This is a genomic window from Ketobacter sp. (genome assembly GCF_003671495.1).
Lineage (GTDB): Bacteria > Pseudomonadota > Gammaproteobacteria > Pseudomonadales > Ketobacteraceae > Ketobacter.
On record NZ_RCHN01000020.1, the window covers coordinates 13,707 to 32,552 of the forward strand.

Consider the following 18,846-nt stretch of genomic DNA (forward strand, 5'->3'; position numbering starts at 1 on the left):
AGCGAATGCCTGCCTACAGCCTCAGTCAAATATGCTGTACTTCATATCATCACCGGCATCAGAGCTCAGCTTCTCCGCATAATCCAGCATATCCTGATTGCGTTTACTGTCAGGGTCCACCAGATACGGGGTTACAAAGATAACCAGCTCGGTCGTACTCTCACGAAAATCCCGTGATTTGAACAATTCACCCAGGATAGGAATGGAGCCCAGACCTGGTACTTTAGCCACGGCCTTGCTGTCCTGGGCCTGCAACATTCCAGAAATAACCATGGCCTGTCCGGTTTGCACGTTCATTTCCATGTTCGTTTTGCGGGTGATGAAACCCGGTATATCCAACACTTCCACACTTTCATCCACCGCGCTGACTTCCACATTCAGCTTGGTGTTAATGAATCCATCGGGATCGGCCACTGGCTCGAACTCCAGTATGACACCCACCTGCTTGAACTCTACGGTCAACTCCCCATCACCACCACGAATGGGTATAGGGATCTCGCCACCGGCCAGAAACTCCGCTTTGGAACCACTTTTGGTAACCAATTTGGGTTGAGCCAGCACCCTGGCGATACCATTGGATTGCAAAATATTGATGGTGGACGCCACACCGGTGTTGATGCCGAATAATGAAGAGATTTTCTGGGTATCCACGACACCGTGCACTTCGCCGGAAAAATTATAAAACGGACCGGCCGCCGTGGTGCCCCACTCCACACCCAGGTTCAGCAAGTCATCCCGGCGTACCTCAACCACCTGTACGTCCAACAGGATCATGGCTTGCAGACTGACCTTGGGCCGGACAATGTTAAACACCACCGTGCCACCGCTGATTTCTTTAGAGAGTTTCTTTTTCATATCCTCAAGAATCGGGATATCCTGCTCCCGCAATACCCGCCCTTCGATGAACACTATTCCGTTTTCTTCGCGGGCATTAACGCCTTCTACATCCGCCAACACAATATTGGCCACCTCCAGGATCTGCACCCAGGAATTGTCCACCACTTTCAGCAGATAGCGAATCTGCTGCCCTCCATCAGTCCAGATACGCAGGTCCGTCACACCGGCCTTAAGACCGGTCAGAAGAATTTCGTCCGGCCCGGTCGGTTGGGCGTTGGCGATATCCGGGTGACCAATGGACACCCGGTTCACACCGGGATAGGGCATCAGACGGGTCTGCCCCTGAATAATATTGACGGTTCCAGAGTAGGCATCCTCAGCTGCGGGTAGCTGTGGTGCATAGAGTGAACACAGAACGAGGAATGCAGACAGGACAGCCCGCACAGTGGTCTTAGCCATACTTCAATAATCCTTTTTATTGTTATCTTTATGAGCGCTTGCCGCCGCGAATCACCTCGAACCCCCACGGTTCCTGCTTTGGCGGTGTTGGCGGTGGCGCCTGGACCTTAACCTCGTTAGGGATATCAACCAGGTTATCCAACGTCACGTAATCTTCAAAACGGTCCGTTTCATCTTCCGGCCGTCTCAGCAACAGGCTGATATCACCGACGGTTTGCGCATGGATTAAGCGGGTTGCATACAAGGGGGACACGCCCACTGTAATCTCGCTGTAGCGGACCTTTTTCTTTTCAGGAATGCCATCATCCAAATCGCTTCCTGTGGCGAGCACCCTCAGGTTCTGGGCCAACGGCACGGTTCTCTTGGTGGCGCCGTCCTTCAGGGTAATCATCAAATCAACATAATCGCCCGGCGCCAGAAAGCCGGAAAAAGTGTCCAGTTGCGACACTGGCAGTGTGATGGCGCGCTCGCCTTCCCGCAGCAGACTCGCCAAGCCATCCACCTTCACCTGACTGACGTGCAATGCCAGGATGGGTTCACCGGCTCTGATGGGGTGAATCAACTGTCGCCCCTGAATGCCTGCAAACTGGGACGGCATGATCGCTTCCGCTGGCACATAGATTCGGGGAATTTTTCTCACTGAAGCCGTAGCAGTATTGAGCTCATCACCCACCGCCAAGTCGCGCTTGGCAACCACCACATCGACTGCTTCGCGTTCCGACTCGAAACTGGACTTGTAGGAGCTGATCTCATTCTGAATGTGATTAGAGGACAGGTACCAGCCACCGGTTCCGGCTGCCAATGCGCAAATTAATAGTATTATGCTGTTTTTATTATTGGTTTTCATCGCAACTACCACTACGGCTGATATATATCTCTGGCAAACTCATGCTGCTTATCATTGAGCACCGAGATGATGGTGGGGTCATCAGTGGAGCTGTCCCCGTCCATGCCACCTTCGACATCTCCGGGCCCACCAAGGCCACCCATTATGGCATATCCGACAACGCCGACCATAAAGACCAACACCACCAGATATTCTGACATGATACTGCCGGACTGGATTCGAATGCTCATATTCTTGTTCTTATAGACCTATTTGACCCAGTTTATTAGGACCTGACTGAAAGTGCTGTTAGCACCTTGTAACCCCTTTATGTTCAACTGTAACAGCTCTCCTCCCCTTTGAAAACTGACAACAGCGCCCCCATAGCCGTCTCCTGAGCCCGAGTACTGTACCCACTGGTCGTTTTTTAACTGGGTCAGATAAAAATCAAGCACCTGGGGTACATCCAGGGAACTCTCAAAAGTAACCGACTCTGAGCGCTGACCGGATTCAATGGATTCAACCACACTGGATATGCGAGATCGGGGAGGCAAAGGCAGACTGGTTTTCCTGCGTTCCTCGTAGTTCAAAGGGGTGGGCGTAACCACGATCTTCCCATCCACCACTTCCCCTTGCTGGGAGAACTGCACGGAATATTGGAACCCATCCAATTGGTAACCCAGAATCGACATATCCCCAATCGCCTTTTGAGTCAGCTTGCCGTGGCCACGGGTCTTCCACAACCCCAAATAGAACGCTTTGACCTGCTCCTGGGTTCCAGGAAAAGAAAAGAGCTTGATCGACATGGGTACATTGTTGACAGCCATTCGCCGGCCAGCCCAATACCACTGCGCCCCTTCGATCACCTCCAGTTCGGGTAATTCCACGCTTAACGGGTCCCGAAAGCCTGCTGCCACCTGCCCTGGCAACGCCAAAAGCAGACAGAGCAACATCAATAGATAGGGGGATTTCGAGAACATCATAACCCTGAGTGCAACACTGCGCAGTTACGGCGCTACATAGGGTTCTAGCAAGGATTCAGGTACTTCCACAGATTGACTGCCGGAGACCATATCGAATGAGTCGCTGCCGTTTACAAACAGTTTCTCATCAATCTCATTGAAAATAGGCGCCAGAAAACGGGTCGCCTGGGTGTTCTGATACCAGCGCTGCGCGTTGCTGTAGACCGATTCCCTCACCCCTCGCACCCGCTCCGAGTAGGCTGACTCATTGCCAGGTGCCCAGCTGTCTGCGATCAGCACATACGACGCATCGACATGGGGTGTAAAGCCGGAGGTAGACGTTAATGCATAAGTATTCTCGGCATCGAAATCCACCTGGAGCGAAGCCGCAGCAATGGCGTTAAGCTCCACATCGCTGCGCTCCTGCAACCAATTCACCCGGGATGAATTGGACTCAAGAAACCCCGTTGCATCATTGATAAAGGTGTCATTGATATCTGGCTCCCGGATCCGGATTCCATCATCCAGATCCACAATGGATTGGCGGGACTGCCTGTCAGTCCAACGTCCAGAGGTGATGCCACCTTCACTATCAAAACCACTTTCTTCCTGAAGGAAAAAGCGAGTAGCCACCTCGTCATCAAACCCGTTAATTGGGTCACTTAAGCGATCCTGATACTCTTCCCCGCTGTAAGCGGTTCGCTCCCAGGCCACATAGCGGGCGGCTTTATGGGTTTGAGTCTGAACCTTGATCATCTGCACGATCGCAACAGCCATAAACGCAAACGGGATCAACCAGGCCATGTACACCAGGAATTCCGACATGGCCTGCCCACGCTGCTTAATCATTGCCGTCACCCACACTGGTAGCGATCAGACGAGCATGCCAGAACGGATTATAAAGATTGGGGGCCTCAGTAAGGTTACCATTATCAAGTCTTGCGAACCCATTGTCGGTCGCGAAACAACTGGCATTACCCTGCTCGTAGCAATCAGGCCGCTGAAAATACACTTCCGCCTGACCTATGGCGTAGACGCTTTTATTGCACACCGGCTCCTCGAACATGGACAGGTTATCGCGCCAACCCTCCCTCCGATTACCTTCTTCATCAACCCCAATGTGGTCGGAACAGTTGTTCTGCTCAAGAAATGCCGTGATCGCAACGCTTTGGCGATTAGGGTCCAACGCTGCATAGCGCTGAATACTGTCATATTGGTTGTTGGCCAGCTCATTGCAGTCTACTGCGCCGTCGTCTTCACACAAGCCGAACAAACGCAGGCCCTGAATGGCCAGATCATCCACCATAGCCCTGGCTTGATCCACGTTGCCCGCTGCACTGCCGCTATCACTGGTGCTGTAGAAGGGAATCCCCAACAGTTTCACCCGGAGCGTGTCATTATCAGCCACCCAGTTGATACTGCCATTATTGTACCCAACCTGGGTACTACCAGCCCGATCCGCCCTGAAAATACCGAATATGGAGTAATTATCTACGTTCCGATCCCGAATCCAGGTAGCGTTTTCCATCTGAGCTGTGGATTGACGGATGGCATCAATCATCAGTCCACCATCTGCTTCAGGCGCCAAAGGCGTGCCTGGAATTGTCAGGCTCAAGCTACCCGCTCCAGACAATGCCTGCTGGCAGTTCTGGGCACGGGCGCTGTAGGAACTGCCCAGAGCACCACCGGTTTCCGCCCCGGGCGTCGCGAACAAAATCATCTCACACAAGTGCTGTGCGGAACCGCCATTGGCCTGGTTGGCTGCAGCAACCACCGCCGGGTTATCCGATTGTGCAATGAACTCGCTCAGTGTTTCACTGTAATCATTCACATGAATCGGGGCGCTGGCACGCTCAAGGTAGGAAGACGCCACGACGCTCATAGCCTTATCCACTACCGTTTGCCGCGTATTAGGATCCGCCTGGATCAGGTCCATATAGGCCTGCTCCTGGAAATTGGTAAATGTGGCATTGTTGGCATCGAGCATAAGCGACAACATGCCAGTGAACACCTTGGAGCTGTCAACCAAAGGCTGAATCACCTGATTCAGGAACTCAATATAGTTGGGAAGCTCCGGGTTTATGGCCGTCAATATCAGGCGCCCCAACTGCCCCAGCAAACTGGTTCCGGAAATACTATTGACCGCATCCTGGGCAATGTTACCGAGCATATTGACTTCGACCTGGAAGCTGTAGAGGTGCCCTATAGCGGCTTCATTGGCGATCATGGCCCGATTGGTATAGGCCATAAAATTGAGATGGCGCGCGGCGATCTGCGCACCGGAATAGGCGCTGGCATCGGCAGCATTGACGAGGTTGATCTTCTCGTTGACTGCTCGACCGCTATTGAAAACAAAAAAGAAGGTTACACAGGCGATGACCAGAACCGCCAGTGCCAGAGGAAAAACCTGGCCTGATTGAGAGGAGTGGGAAAATCGATGGACTGCTCTCATAATTCTCGGTCGTTATTCTTATATAGTGGGACCTGATTTGGTACGGTTTCATCACCGCGACGCTAACGACGTAGCAATATGCAATGCACCGCCAGCATGAACGAAGCGTTGGCCTGAAACCAGGCCAACGCTATCCGATCTTATCGGGAAACAGCAACGGTCTGGGTGTCACCCAGGTTGTCGTTGTTTTCCTGGTAGTTATCCAGGCCAGCAACAGAAGTGTCTTCTGCAGCGTTTGCATTGGCCTGAGCGTTACCCTTGATAGCATCGACGTTGGCGGTAGTATCACCGGCAAACTCTGCGGCGAACGCGGCGAGGGATTGGCGGACTGAACCACCCATGAAGCCCATCGCAGCGATACCGGCAACAGCCAGCAGGCCTACGATAACCAGATACTCAGACATACCCTGGCCAGTGATTCGTTTGTTGGACATTTTGCGAGAAGATTTGATTTCCACAGGAATTAGCCCCTTTATAGTTGTTTTCGTTCTTAGTACTTTTTTTGAGCTGGACTCGAAAAGTACTTTACTTATTTTCCATCGTTTTGGCTAGCCTTTTTAGAACGAATGCCGTCAAAGAGATAGACAAAGATCGATGATTGATATACTGCTTTATCGGCTCTTTATTAGTCAATAGAATTCGAGGCCGGCAGTTTAATTTTTCCGACGAACGCACATAACAGCGAACCAGCGGCACCTCGCACCCGACAATATATTGACGTTTTTTGATGTAATTTACAGACATTTCTCCCACTGGAAGAGATTCTTTGCGATTCACTGAGTACCGTGTAAACTATTAGGTTATCTAACAAAAACAACTTATTACTTCCAGTTTGGCGTTTAAGGGCTCAACCTCTCTATGAATCTGACGTGGCTATTCTCGTGGCGCTCAAAGAAGCAGCAAAGTGAACCCAAGGTCGCCAGCCCGCAATCCAGGCCACCGGCAACGGTTCGCAAGCCCACCACCAAGCAATCTGCTACGCCAGCCGCCCCTCAATCCAATATCCAACGCCCATTCGAGGTTCAGCTGAACATCGGTCGCTACCGCATGGAACCCTTTACCGAGGGCGGTATCTGCATCGTTATGAAAGGCATTCCCCTGGAGCAGGGAAAACCCAAGCTAGCGGTAAAAATGGTGCGGGAGCAATGGTTGAATCACCAAGCGGTCAGGAGGCAGTTCACAACGGAAAGCCAGATCGTGCGCGAGCTTCATCATCCCCAGCTGCCGAAATACCGCTCACGGGGGCTGATTGATGGCAAAGCCTACTATGCTTATGAATTTATTGAAGGTTTCCAGCTAATCAACCTGTCGCAGGAACAGCAACGCTTTCCCCCCGCCCTAGTTAAAGAACTTGCGAAAGACATCGTCGGCCAGCTTCTGGAGCAACTGCATTACCTGCACACCAGCCTCAAACCGGTGGTACACGGCGATATCAGCTCCGAGAATATCCTGATTGACACCAAACAGAAGATCTACCTGGTGGATTTTGGATGCTCCCATTTCCAAAAGCAGGCAAACAAGGAAGCGTATCAATGGCTGGCCAAACCGTCGTTCATTTCACCGGAGCAGGCCAGGGGCGAGAAGTGGGATCACCGTAGCGATCTGTATCAAGCGGGGATTCTGTTGTACGAATTGTTGCGCAATCGACGCTGGAATGAAGGTGCCACCAAGCGCGACAAGGTGTTGTTTGCTGCCTCAAACCAACGTCAGCAAGATAATTTCCTGATGGATGTTACGGATGCCAAGACATCTGCGTTCGTTGCACGGATGCTGGACCCAAACCCCGAAAAGCGTTTTCAAAGCGCCAAGGAAGCCCTCAGCGCACTGAAGTCCTGAGCGACGCTACTCAATTCTCACACCACGATCAAAACGGCAGGGTGTATCAGCACCGTCCATTGAGCACACTCCCCGTCCATGGAGGGCGTTTTGCTGGAAGCCGCCGACATATTTGCTGCCATCCGGCCAGGTGAACACACCACGCCCCTCTCGCATACCGTCGACGAATTCGCCTGCGTACTTCTCACCGCTCGGCCACAGCAAGGTACCTTTCCCCGAGCGCTTACCCAATTGGAACTGGCCATCATAGACGCGCCCATCGGCAAAGGTCAGCACACCGCGTCCATCCATGACCCCGGAGCGGAATTCGCCTTCATAGCGATTTCCGCTGGGCCAGGTTTTGATACCAACCCCACTGGGCAGATCCGCTACGAACTGCCCTTCATAGCGCTCACCTGTAGGCCATTCCATGACGCCTTGCCCTTCAGCCATATCGTCGCGGAACTCGCCTTCATAAACGACGCCATCGCTTTGGCTTCGGGTGCCCTTACCTGCACGCACTCCCTGCACAAATTCACCTTCATATATCTCGCCATCGGGATAGAGCATTTTGCCACGACCGGAGCGCTCATCCGCTCTGAATTCCCCCATGTACTTGCGGCCATCGGGCCAGGTGTAGGTGCCGTTACCGTGCTTCAAATCATTGTTGAATTCGCCACGGTAGACACGGCCATCCGCCCACTCATAGGTACCGACGCCCTCTTTGCGGCCATTTACAAAACCACCTTCATACCGGCTACCACTGGGCCAGCGGTAAATGCCACGACCATGGAATTTTCCTTGCTGCCATTGCCCGGAATAAACGTGACCCTGCTTGTCTTCAAAGGTGCCTTGGCCGGACATCAGTCCATTCTTCCACTCGCCGTCGTATCGGTCACCATTAGGCCAGATGTAAACGCCCTGCCCATTCTTATCACCGTTCTGCAATTGGCCTTGATAGGTACTGCCATCTTCGAGGCTGTGGACTGCGTTGCTGGTTTCACCGCGCTCAGCTGATTTGCTCTCCACTTTCGCCAGGCCACCTTCATCATCTGAACACCCAGCCAGGAGCAGATACAGAGCCATAGCCAAAACGGTCGTCGTACGAATTACACAGGTCAACACAGACTTCATCACCTTACCAGTGTTCAAATGATTCCCCTCAGGTCGATGCTTTGTTATTGGCCAGAAACTCTTCGTGACCGTCATCCCAGCCGGCTTCCCAACTGGCTGACAGCACTTCAAGCTCAAACGGAGATACTCTGGGCTCATCGCCCTTCAGACCTTCCTTGTGACCAAGCTCATAGGCTTCGTCCAGGCCAACATGCCACTGCAGTTTGCCGGAATCATCCTCCGACTCGCTATCGAACGATTGATCCACCTCCTCGGCCACTGAAATGGTTTTTGTTTTTGCACCACTGAAGAACAAAATGGTTTCACGGAACAGCTGCTGGGCGTCATGCAAAATGTAGTAAGTTGCCGGCACCAGCACCAGACTGACAAGCGTGGCGAATAGCACACCAAACGCGATGGATACCGCCATCGGAATCAGGAACTGGGCCTGCAGGCTGGTTTCGAGCATCAGTGGCACCAGCCCACCGAAGGTAGTAAGCGACGTCAGCATAATGGGCCTGAAGCGCGCGCCTCCGGCCTGCCGAATGGAATCCATTAGCGCCACGCCCTTTTCCCGGTTTCGGTTCATAAAATCCACCAACACCAGGTTGTCATTCACCACAATGCCGCTCACTGCGATCATTCCCACCAGAGACCAGAGCGTGATCTGCATCCCCAATAGCAAATGCCCTAATAACGCGCCGATAATCCCGAACGGAATCGCGAACATCACCATCAGTGGCTGGGCGTATGAACGGAACAGCGTGGCCATCATGACGTACATGCCCAGAATCGCGATCCAATAGGCTTTGGCCAAAAACGCCTTGAATTCGTCTTTTTCACGCTGCACACCGGAGATGTCCCAACTCATTCCCGGGAAATTTTCGGGAATGGCGTTCAGGTATTCATCCTTAAGGGCAAACATGACTTTCTCAGTACTGGTGACGCTGTCATCGAGTTTGGCACGCACCCGAATGACACGACGTCGATTGTGTCGATTGATTTGTGCTGCACCCTCTCCGTACTCAATGTCTGCCACCGTGAGCAGGGGTACCGTGGAACCATCCCGCATCCGGATGGACATGTTTTCCAGGTACCACAATGAACTGCGCTCTTCAGCCGGGTAGCGTACCACCACTTTGATATCCTGCTCCCCACGCTGGATATTCTGCACGTCGGCACCATGGTAGGCTTGTCGGACCTGCATAGCGACATCATCCAGATTCAAGCCCAGGTTGCGCGCCAACGGTTTCAGTTCGATCAATAGCTCCTGCTTACCGCGCTGGAACGAATCCGTGATCTGATACAAGCCGTTGATGGCTGCCATGCGCTCCTTCAGCCCATCTGCCGCCAACTTAAGATCGCTCAGGCTGCTGGATGCCAGCTCGATATCCACGATAGAGCCGGGCTGGTTTAACGTGGCCTTAAACTCCAACTCCACAACGTCGCGGATATCACCAACCCGCTCTTCCCATTGACGCACCATTTTCTGGCCCGACATTTTGCGGTTTTCCGACGGCGCCATCTCCACCACGATGCGCCCCGCCGTGTCGCTGGTGAATGCTGTGAACACATTCAGGATCTGTTCGGTGCCGGTTTCGGCACGCAAATCCGCACGCAGGTCCATGGCAGCACGTTCAACGCGCTTGATGCCGTCTCTTACCGCCTCTGGTGTGGTGTTCTGGGCGAAACTGATGGTGGCACTGGCGGTGTCTGCTTCGATGGTGGAGAAGAACACCACTTTCAGCCAGCCGGAGGCCATCAGGGACAGCGCCACCAGCAATATGGAAATAAAACCAAACAAAGTGGTATAGCGCCAGCGCAGGCAGGTTTCCAAAAACGGGCTGTAGACTTTCTCAACGAAGCGCTCCAGACCCAGTGAGAATTTTTTCTGGATGTATCCGATCACCGGGATGCGATCAAACTCGTCAGAAGAAATACCCGAAACATGGGAGGGCAACACCAGTAATGACTCAATCAGTGAGAACATCAACGTGCAGATGACGACGATGGGAATCACTTTCATGAGCTTACCTTCTGGACCAGGCAGCATAATCAGTGGAGCGAATGCAATTATCGTGGTCAGCACGGAGAAGATTACCGGTTTTTGCACTTCCTGGGCACCCAGGATGGCTCCGCGTACTCCGGCGATGCCTTCCCGGTGCTTGGTGAACACGTTCTCACCAACGATGATCGCATCATCCACGACGATCCCGAGCACCAGGATAAAGGCGAACAGCGAGATCATATTCAAGGAGCCGTCAAAATACGGCAGCATCATGAAGGCACCCATAAAGGATATGGGGATACCCAGGCTGACCCAGAAAGAAAGCTGGGCACGCAGGAACAGCAGCAGGATGATGAACACCAACGCCAATCCGCTGATGGCGTTTTCGCTTAGCAGGTCCATTCGGCTTTTGAAATAGACCGAAGAATCCTGCCATACGTCGAGGTGAATCCCCTCCGGAATATAGGTGGAAGGATTCGCCACATAGTCATGCAATTCGCGGGACACATCGAGGATGTTCTGGTCACCCACCCGATACACCGCTAACGCAACCGCCGGGCGGCCGTTGAACTCACTGAGCGAAACGCCTTCCTTGAAGCCATCAAGAACGGTGGCCACGTCCCGCACCAACACCTGGGCGCCATCGGGCAGTGCCCGAATTACGATATCTTCAAAATCCTCACCCCAGTAGACCTGCCCTTTGGCCTTGACCGAGACATTACCCTGTGCGGTCTTGATGACCCCGGTGGGCAGATCCACAGAGCTTTGTCGCACCGCATTGGCCACTTCCAGAAAGCTCATCCCATAGCGCTGCAAAGCGGCTTCGGACACCTCGATGGCGATTTCATAGGGGCGGCTCGCCGCCAGGGAAACCTGTGAAATATTGGGCCTGGTGGTGAGGTCCTCTTCGATCTGGGCGGCCAGATTCTTGAGCGAGCGTTCATCTGCGTTACCGGAGATCACGACATACGCCACCATGTTGCGCACAGAAATCTCGCGCACTATGGGGCGCTCTACATCCGCCGGGAACGTACCGATCCCATCCACACGCGCTTTGATTTCGTTGAGGAGGTTTTTACTGTCAACCCCATAGGCAACTTCCAGGGTCAGCACACCTAAATGTTCGGTGGCTTTGGAAGACAGTGACTTGATCCCCTCCAGATCATAGATGGCGGACTCAATGCGATTGAGTACGGACTTCTCCACATCCTCCGGGGATGCGCCGGGATACGGCACCGTGATAGTGATCAGATCCAGGGAGATATTAGGGAGGATTTCTTTACGGGTGTCCTGCAGGCTGATAAAACCGGCCACAACAATGAACACCATTAACAGATTGGCGGCGACTTTATTCTCCGCAAACCAGGCAATAATTGCGTTCATTGTACGGCTTCCACCAAAGGCTCAGGTGCACTGACGATTGAAATTGTGATTTTGCCATCCGGCACGGAAGATCTGGCTGCTGTTTGCGGAGCGTTGGCGGGTTTGGATTGGGTTGAAGCGGCCGACGGCTCCGCCGGAGGTTGGCTCGAAGTTGCAACCTGGCCGGATGAAGGCTGGGGTTGTGCCAGGGGCTCTGCAGGAACCTGCGCAGCCTCTGCTGCAAGGCCCTCCTCTGCCAGGTCTTCCGCAATCTGTGCTGCCAGTGGCGACATCGGGGTTTCACCTGCAGGCGCCTTGGGTTCGGTTGCTCTGGGTTCAGTCGCCTCAGTGGGCTTGGGAATTGCCGAGGGCTGGGGCGTGCTCGCCGGCTTCAGTGCCGCCTGCAAATCCTTGGCCTGCTGCGCCAGAGCCTGGACATTTTGCTTCAGTTGTTGCTTCTGCTCACCGTCAAGATTGTCATAGGCCTGCTTGGCCTGTTCCGCCAACTGCTTTACTCGGGGATCATCCAGCGTAATGGTTTGGTTTTCGGCTGACGACGCCGCACCAAACAAATTGTCCGTTTTCTTGGGCTCAACCTCATACTGGAAGTTATCTTCCTCCTTGGTACGAACGGTCATACCGTCCACAGCAATATCCATCTGGCTGAGCACCACCCGGTCGCCATCCTGCAGGCCGGAGCTGATGTAAATACTGTCCTTTCCTTTATAGATGATGGCGACATCGCGCTCACGCAATTGGCTGTTGGCGTCCACCACCCAAAGCTGGGAGCTGTTACGCAAGGCTTTGCGGGGCACCTCGAAGACTTTTTCAAAGCGACGGCCATCGATGGTGGCTTCCACAAAAGACCCAGCAACCAGCTCTGGGCGGCCGGGTTGATTCGGGTCTGGTGAATAGGGGTCGCGCACCTGAGCCACCACATAGAGCAGGCGGTTGCGCTCATCCACGCCCCCCTCTGCCCGTACCACCTGGCCTTTCCAGGTGTAGGTGCGACCGGCAAACTTTTCGGTCAGGGTAACTTCAGGGAATACCGGATTCTGCGCATCCTGGAAGCGATTGGGAACTTCCACCAGACTCAATTGGCGATCAGACAGGGGCAAGCGCACTTCTGCGACATCCACCGCGTAGATAGAACCCATCTGTTGGCCAGGACGCACATACTGCCCGACGTTTAGCGCAGCCAGGCGCACCCGGCCGTCGAAAGGCGCACGGATAATGGTGCGATCACGTTGTAATTTTACCGCCTGCAGTTCAGCTTGTGCGGCTTCTAACTGCGCTTGAGCCTGTTTGAACTGCGCTTCATAACGCCCCAGCTCAGTACTGTTTCCTTTAACCCGGCTGCGGGCGCGCTTTTCAGCTTCAGCCTGCAAATAGGCCTGCCGGGCCTGGGCCACACTGGCCTCTGCCCGCTTGATGTTGACCTCATACTCGATGGGGTCAACCTTGATCAGCACTTCACCTTTGCGGAAAAAGCCGCCATTGGCAAAATTGGGTGACAGCTCCAGCACCTGCCCGCTTACTTCCGACATAAGCTGAATCTCGGTTCCCGGGGTGACCGTGCCACGGGTGAACACTGGGATACTTTGGCTGGTGGCGCGGACTTCGGCAATGGTAACGAGAGGGGCCTTGATATTCAGAGGCTTATGTTCAACTTTGGGGCGCGAAACAAAAAGCACCACTGATACGACTATTCCCAATGCGATTGCCACAACGGGCAAGAGAAATTTCAAAGCTTTTGTCATTTTCTAGTCTTCTTGTTAAGCGCCCCCAGCCCTGATCTGATCCGGTTTCGACGTCGAGCAGGAGGGGAAGAAATCTGCGTGGGCATTAGACCACAGTGAACTGCATCTTATCCGAAATGCTGTTGATTTTTAAATAGATGCGAAAACTATTTGCGATACACACTACTCTAGCAACTAACCCGGGTGCCGACTAGTTAAAAAGGGCTGCAAGGTAATGCAGGTCAGGACGTTTTTCGGGTGGCCAGCAGGCCTTCCGCACCACCCAGAACGGACTCAATGGCGTGACTTACTGTGGAAAGGAGCGAATCCGGCACCTGATTGATGAAAAAGTGATCACCCGAAAACAACTCCAGGCAGAATGGGCCTTTGGTGACCTTGCTCCAGTCCTCCAGGTCGTCCATGGACACCTGGTTGTCCTTGACGCCACCCAAGGCCATCACCGGCACATCCAGTGGGTCAGAGGGCTGATAAATCCAGGTTTCAATCAGCTGGAAATCCGCCCGCAGAATGGGGCTCACCAAATCCATCAGCTCGGGATTGTTGAGGGCCTCTTCCGGGGTGCCATTCAAACGCCGAATTTCGTCACGAAACTCAGTTTCTGGAAGCGTATAAATGGGTTTGGATTTTTTCTGCCGTTGCGGCGCCCGACGCCCGGAGACGATCAGGCATTTCGGCTCAGGGCAGCCTCGATCACGTAATTTTCGTACCAACTCGAATGCCACCTGGGCGCCCATGCTGTGGCCGAAAAACGCGTAAGGCGTGTTGGTGTAGGGCTCAATCTCCGGCAGCATGGAATTCAAGAGGGTATCCAGGTCAGTGAAGGCCTTTTCCTTGAACCGGTTGCCACGGCCGGGGAGCTGTACCGAGCAAACCTCAACATCTTTTGGCAAATGAGTGTGCCAGTCACGGTAGGTGGACGCGTTGCCGCCGGCATAGGAAAAGCAGAACAGGCGAAGACGAGGGTTCGATACAGGTCGCGGAACCTGGAACCAATTGCTGCGCAGCGGAATACCGGAGTGAGTTGCCATCATGCCCTGAACCACCGTTTTATTATTGTTTGAACTTGGCTTTGAGGTTCTATCAAAACTGCAGGTCATACCGAGATTAAGCCTCTTAATGCTTGATCCCCCAATGGGTGACGGAGCAGCCTTATTGATCGAAGACTAACCAATATTATCTGAACGCTCGTTCCAAGTCCATTTGAAACTGGTTTTTGTATATATGTTCATCCATTTAACGCGTGCATGCCTTCGCCGTCAAACCCCTGATACGAGAAGTGGGAAAATTTAACACTTTAAAAACAGCGCGTTACACAACTTACACAGTTCACATAAAGCATACACAGAACATATGACTGTTAGGTCACAGCCGGCCCGCGGTTTACATTTTCATCCGGCAGCTCGGTGTCGGCGAGACGAATGGCGGGAATCCCCCAGGCAATCAACACCATAACGATGCTCAACACCCCGAACAGGCTGATTAACAACGCTATCCCCCTGCCCTCCCCAATGCCCCATATGGGCCCGAACAGGTTCGCCAACACAGCACCTTCGGTCATCAACGGCTCAAAGACACTCTGATACAGGAACCCCGCACTCAGGAATGCGGCCGGCTGAGCGGCTTTCATAATGGTGTTGCGCAAACTGAAAGCCCGACCGTGGAAATGCACCGGGACCTTACGCTGCCAAAGGGTCTGGCTGCAGACGGTGGCCACCGGCGCCAACGCCATGATCAGGAACGCCCAACCGCCAATCCACATCAGGTTGGTGTAAACCGGGAGCAGCACCAACACCACCGCAATGGCCAGGGCCGCACCCAGAATCCCATACATGCGGCGTTCCGGCCCCTTCCAGGTCATCATAAGCGCACCACCCACCAGGGCTCCGACGCCGGCGACGGACATGATCAGGCCGGCTTCGCTGGGCGTGGCGTAGGAAAGCACCAACGGTGTGATCAGCGCCTGCACCGCCGACACATTGAACCAGATCAGGGTAAACAGGTAGAGCCCACCCAAGACCCCGGGTTTGGATTTGAGGAACAGATAGCCTTCTTTGACTTCCTGCCAGACGGTGGTTGTACCTTCCTTGACAGCTTTCGGGATGGAAGGCACCGAAGCGACGATAAGGGTACCCAATCCAAACAGGAAACTGACGATGTCGATCAGCAGGATCGTGGAGATACCGATGGTATCCAGGGCTTTGCCCGCGAGAAAGGGTCCGGCCAGCTGCACCAGGCCCAACACGATACCCAGCGCGGCATTGGCCTTATTGAGATCATCGGTGGGGACTATCAGGGTGACCGTGGATGTGAACCCCACCTGCAGCACGGTCGCAAACACTGAAGCCAGCGCCACCAAAAGTATGATGTACCAGAAATGCAGCATCTCGAAGTGATACAAAACCGCAAGCGCTACGATGACAACGGCGCTGCCGCTCTGGGCACCCACTAACAGGGCTTTACGATTGAGGCGATCAATCCAGCTGCCGATGAAGGGTCCCAACACGATACCAGGAAGGGTGGACGCCACCAGTATGGTTGTGAACTCCATCACAGATTCGCTGGTTTGGTACACCCAGACACCCAGCGCAAAGCCTGTGAGAGAGGAGCCGAGCAGAGAAATGGATTGGCCAAAGAGGATAAAATAGAAAAGCTTCAAGCCTGACATCAACTTACAGGACCGCGATTATTATTTTAGTAAGGCTGGTCATAGTACCCTATAATCCTGGCATGGTATAGTTAACGATCTCGCAACAATAATAACGATTTTATGAGTTTTTATCGGATTCCATCCCCCCTCGAATTCACCTACATTGCCACTGACCTGCCCCATTATTCTCCCACTGTGAATCAGTTTTTCGTGATCGGGAACGGCGATATTGAGCGTGATCGATTGCAATCGGCGTTGGCGCAGGCGGTGGCCGCCAACCCCGGATTCAAATTGCGATTACAGGGAGTCTGGGGCTGGCGCCGGTGGGTGGAGGGGCTTGACCCCACGGTTGAGGAGCTGGACGCGCCCGACTGGGACAGCAGCACCTCAGAGGGTGCTCCGCTGCTGGGTAACCCCATCGACCTGCGCCGGGAGCCCCCCTGCCAGATCGCGAAAATTCGCACCTCGAACGGGCTCCACATTTTGTTCAGAACCCATCACGCCATCACTGACGGTCGTGGCACTGTCCACCTGATGAATGAGGTATTCCGCATTCTGCGGGGCGAGGCGCCGCTGGGCTCAACCTCCAAACTGACCGAATGGGACATCGCCATGCGGGAAGAGCGCCCCGAGTGGACAGCCAGCCCACCGCACTGCCTGCCGGTGATAAAGGGCACGCTGAATGAAACCCTGTCCGGTTGTCACTGGAGTCGCTTTGATTGGCGCGGTGACAAAAACAAATTTGCCGCCAAGATGATTTTCGCCTGCAGTCAGTTGGCGCGGGAACATTTCGGCGAAGGCCATGTGGGGTTTCGCATCCCGGCGGACCTGCGGCGTTATATGACGGACGAGGAAGGCCTCACCATCGCCAACTGCAGCGGCGCCATCGACCTGGACGTCAGCAGCGACAGCACACTGAATCAGATCCGTTCGCAAATCGTCAGGGCCATGCGGCAAAAAATGGATTTGGCCCCGTTCAAGGAGAACCACAAATTCGTAAAGTGGTTACCTAAATCACTGTTCCGGACCCACCCGGACTCCCTGCAGCGCCTGCATAAGCAACAGCGTTATCGCGGCTCTGGCATCATCAGCTATCTGGGGGAAGTCAACAACGACCTGTTCTCCTGCGATGGGTTTGAGCCGTTTTCACAATTTGGTGTACCGATTCCGTTCGAGAACAAGCCGCTCTATGTTGCCGCTGTTTCGTATAACGAAACCACCAATATCATCATCGGTTGCCCCAGGGCACTTTGTACTATGGCTGAGCTGAAAACATTTTGTGGGGAACTGGCGACCAAGCTGGATTCTCTGTAGTACAGCGAGCTGGCGCATAAAATAAAAAAAGCCCTTACAGGGCTTTTTTTATTGCTCGTTCGATAATATGCAAACCCGTGAGCAACTCATCCTGGGTAATGGTGAGTGGCGGTAGCAGCTTCAATACCTGACCTTTGCGGCCGGCGTTTTCAATGATCAGGCCCTTTTCAAAGCAATTGGTAGTGATCTGATCGATGAGCTTTTCGTTTTTCAAGGGCGTAAGGTCCACACCCCAGATTAAACCCAGCCCCCGCAACTCCATGCGCGGATCCAGGTTTTCTATCATCGATTGCAATTCAGTCTGCACCAGCTGGGATTTCTCGGCGACTTGAGCGGGAATATCCAGGGATTGGAACAGTTCAATGCCGGCCACACCGCTCACGAACGCCAACTGGTTACCGCGGAAGGTACCGTTGTGCTCACCGGGTTGCCACTTATCCAGTTCAGGCTTTAGCAGAACAATAGCAAGCGGCAATCCACAACCGCTGATGGATTTGGACAGGGTCACAATATCGGGCACGATGCCGGCCCGCTCAAAGCTGAAAAAGCCGCCGCTGCGACCGCAGCCGACCTGGATGTCGTCTACGATCATGAGAATATCGTGTTTATCGCAGAGCTGCCTGAGTTGCTTCAACCATTCAACCGGCGCCACCACCACACCACCCTCCGCCTGGATGGTTTCCAGCACCATGGCGGCGGGCTTATCAATACCGGAGCTGCTGTCGGACAGCACTGCATCCATATAGGCGATGGTGTCGATGTCTTTCATGGGCCCAAACGGAAACGGCATAAAGGTGACGTCCGGTAAGGCTGTGCCGGCCCCTTTGCGGTTGTACGCATTCCCGGTGCAGGCCAGCGCCCCCAGGGTCATGCCGTGATAGCCACCCTGAAAAGCAAATATATTGCGCCGGCCCTTAACTTTACGGGCAATCTTGAGGGCCGCCTCAACCGCGTTGGTGCCGGTGGGGCCACAAAACTGAACCCGATAATCCAGGTTGCGGGGCTTTAGAATGGATTCCTGCAGCACCTCCAGAAAATGGCCCTTGGCATCGGTGTACATGTCGAGGCCATGCAGGATGCCATCCTCCTGCAGGTATTCAATCAGGCGGTGCTTCACTAGATCCGGGTTGTGACCGTAGTTCAACGCACCGGCGCCGGCAAAAAAGTCCAGATAGCGCGTGCCGTCCTGAGCCTCGATGTGGGACCCTTTGGCCTTGGTAAATACGGTGGGGAAAGCACGGCAATAGGAACGCACTTCGGATTCATACTGCTGAAACACATCAACTAGCAT

The 18,846-nt window shown here is 53.8% G+C and carries 15 protein-coding genes; 2 read left to right on the forward strand and 13 right to left on the reverse strand.

Annotation, left to right across the window (positions count from 1 at the left end):
- Positions 1-21 precede the first annotated feature (21 nt).
- The 7 genes from D9N14_RS10085 to D9N14_RS10115 all read right to left on the reverse strand — a co-directional run bounded on the left by D9N14_RS10085 (position 22) and on the right by D9N14_RS10115 (position 5,994).
- Positions 22-1,296 carry a type II and III secretion system protein family protein gene (locus tag D9N14_RS10085; protein WP_290579253.1) on the reverse strand — a complete coding sequence of 425 codons (1,275 nt, stop codon included), beginning with the start codon at positions 1,294-1,296 and terminating at the stop codon, positions 22-24.
- A gap of 28 nt (positions 1,297-1,324) precedes the next feature.
- On the reverse strand, positions 1,325-2,143 hold the full coding sequence (cpaB, locus tag D9N14_RS10090) for a Flp pilus assembly protein CpaB (RefSeq protein WP_290579254.1): 819 nt from the start codon (positions 2,141-2,143) through the stop codon (positions 1,325-1,327).
- Positions 2,144-2,154: 11 nt separating this feature from the next.
- Positions 2,155-2,373: a hypothetical protein gene (locus D9N14_RS10095; protein ID WP_290579255.1), complete on the reverse strand. Its 219-nt coding sequence runs from the start codon at positions 2,371-2,373 to the stop codon at positions 2,155-2,157.
- A gap of 18 nt (positions 2,374-2,391) precedes the next feature.
- Complete coding sequence (locus D9N14_RS10100; protein WP_290579256.1) at positions 2,392-3,009, reverse strand: hypothetical protein; 618 nt, start codon at positions 3,007-3,009, stop codon at positions 2,392-2,394.
- A gap of 120 nt (positions 3,010-3,129) precedes the next feature.
- Entirely contained in the window at positions 3,130-3,933 is an 804-nt protein-coding gene (locus D9N14_RS10105; protein ID WP_290579257.1) for a hypothetical protein, read from the reverse strand.
- On the reverse strand, positions 3,926-5,536 hold the full coding sequence (locus tag D9N14_RS10110) for a Tad domain-containing protein (protein WP_290579258.1): 1,611 nt from the start codon (positions 5,534-5,536) through the stop codon (positions 3,926-3,928). The genes D9N14_RS10105 and D9N14_RS10110 overlap by 8 nt, the downstream gene beginning before the upstream one ends.
- Before the next feature lie 140 nt (positions 5,537-5,676).
- On the reverse strand, positions 5,677-5,994 hold the full coding sequence (locus D9N14_RS10115) for a hypothetical protein (protein ID WP_290579259.1): 318 nt from the start codon (positions 5,992-5,994) through the stop codon (positions 5,677-5,679).
- 400 nt (positions 5,995-6,394) lie between these two features.
- Between D9N14_RS10115 and D9N14_RS10120 the strand changes: the two genes are divergently transcribed.
- The gene (locus D9N14_RS10120) at positions 6,395-7,372 is read left to right on the forward strand and encodes a serine/threonine protein kinase (protein WP_290579260.1); all 978 of its coding nucleotides are present in this window, start codon (positions 6,395-6,397) and stop codon (positions 7,370-7,372) included.
- 6 nt (positions 7,373-7,378) lie between these two features.
- Here D9N14_RS10120 and D9N14_RS10125 read toward each other — a convergent pair whose 3' ends face one another.
- The 5 genes from D9N14_RS10125 to D9N14_RS10145 all read right to left on the reverse strand — a co-directional run bounded on the left by D9N14_RS10125 (position 7,379) and on the right by D9N14_RS10145 (position 16,259).
- Entirely contained in the window at positions 7,379-8,437 is a 1,059-nt protein-coding gene (locus tag D9N14_RS10125) for a hypothetical protein (protein WP_290579261.1), read from the reverse strand.
- A 76-nt stretch (positions 8,438-8,513) separates the two neighbouring features.
- Positions 8,514-11,855: an efflux RND transporter permease subunit gene (locus D9N14_RS10130; protein ID WP_290579262.1), complete on the reverse strand. Its 3,342-nt coding sequence runs from the start codon at positions 11,853-11,855 to the stop codon at positions 8,514-8,516.
- Entirely contained in the window at positions 11,852-13,594 is a 1,743-nt protein-coding gene (locus D9N14_RS10135; protein WP_290579263.1) for an efflux RND transporter periplasmic adaptor subunit, read from the reverse strand. Before D9N14_RS10135 ends, D9N14_RS10130 begins: the two co-directional genes overlap by 4 nt.
- A 221-nt stretch (positions 13,595-13,815) precedes the next feature.
- Complete coding sequence (locus tag D9N14_RS10140) at positions 13,816-14,625, reverse strand: thioesterase II family protein (RefSeq protein ID WP_290579264.1); 810 nt, start codon at positions 14,623-14,625, stop codon at positions 13,816-13,818.
- Positions 14,626-14,951: 326 nt separating this feature from the next.
- Complete coding sequence (locus D9N14_RS10145) at positions 14,952-16,259, reverse strand: MFS transporter (protein ID WP_290579265.1); 1,308 nt, start codon at positions 16,257-16,259, stop codon at positions 14,952-14,954.
- A 102-nt stretch (positions 16,260-16,361) separates the two neighbouring features.
- Here D9N14_RS10145 and D9N14_RS10150 point away from each other — a divergent pair, with 102 nt between their 5' ends.
- Positions 16,362-17,555 (forward strand): condensation domain-containing protein, encoded by a 1,194-nt coding sequence (locus D9N14_RS10150; protein ID WP_290579266.1) that lies wholly within the window; start codon positions 16,362-16,364, stop codon positions 17,553-17,555.
- Between the two features lie 34 nt (positions 17,556-17,589).
- Here D9N14_RS10150 and ectB read toward each other — a convergent pair whose 3' ends face one another.
- On the reverse strand, positions 17,590-18,846 hold the full coding sequence (gene ectB / locus D9N14_RS10155; RefSeq protein ID WP_290579267.1) for a diaminobutyrate--2-oxoglutarate transaminase: 1,257 nt from the start codon (positions 18,844-18,846) through the stop codon (positions 17,590-17,592).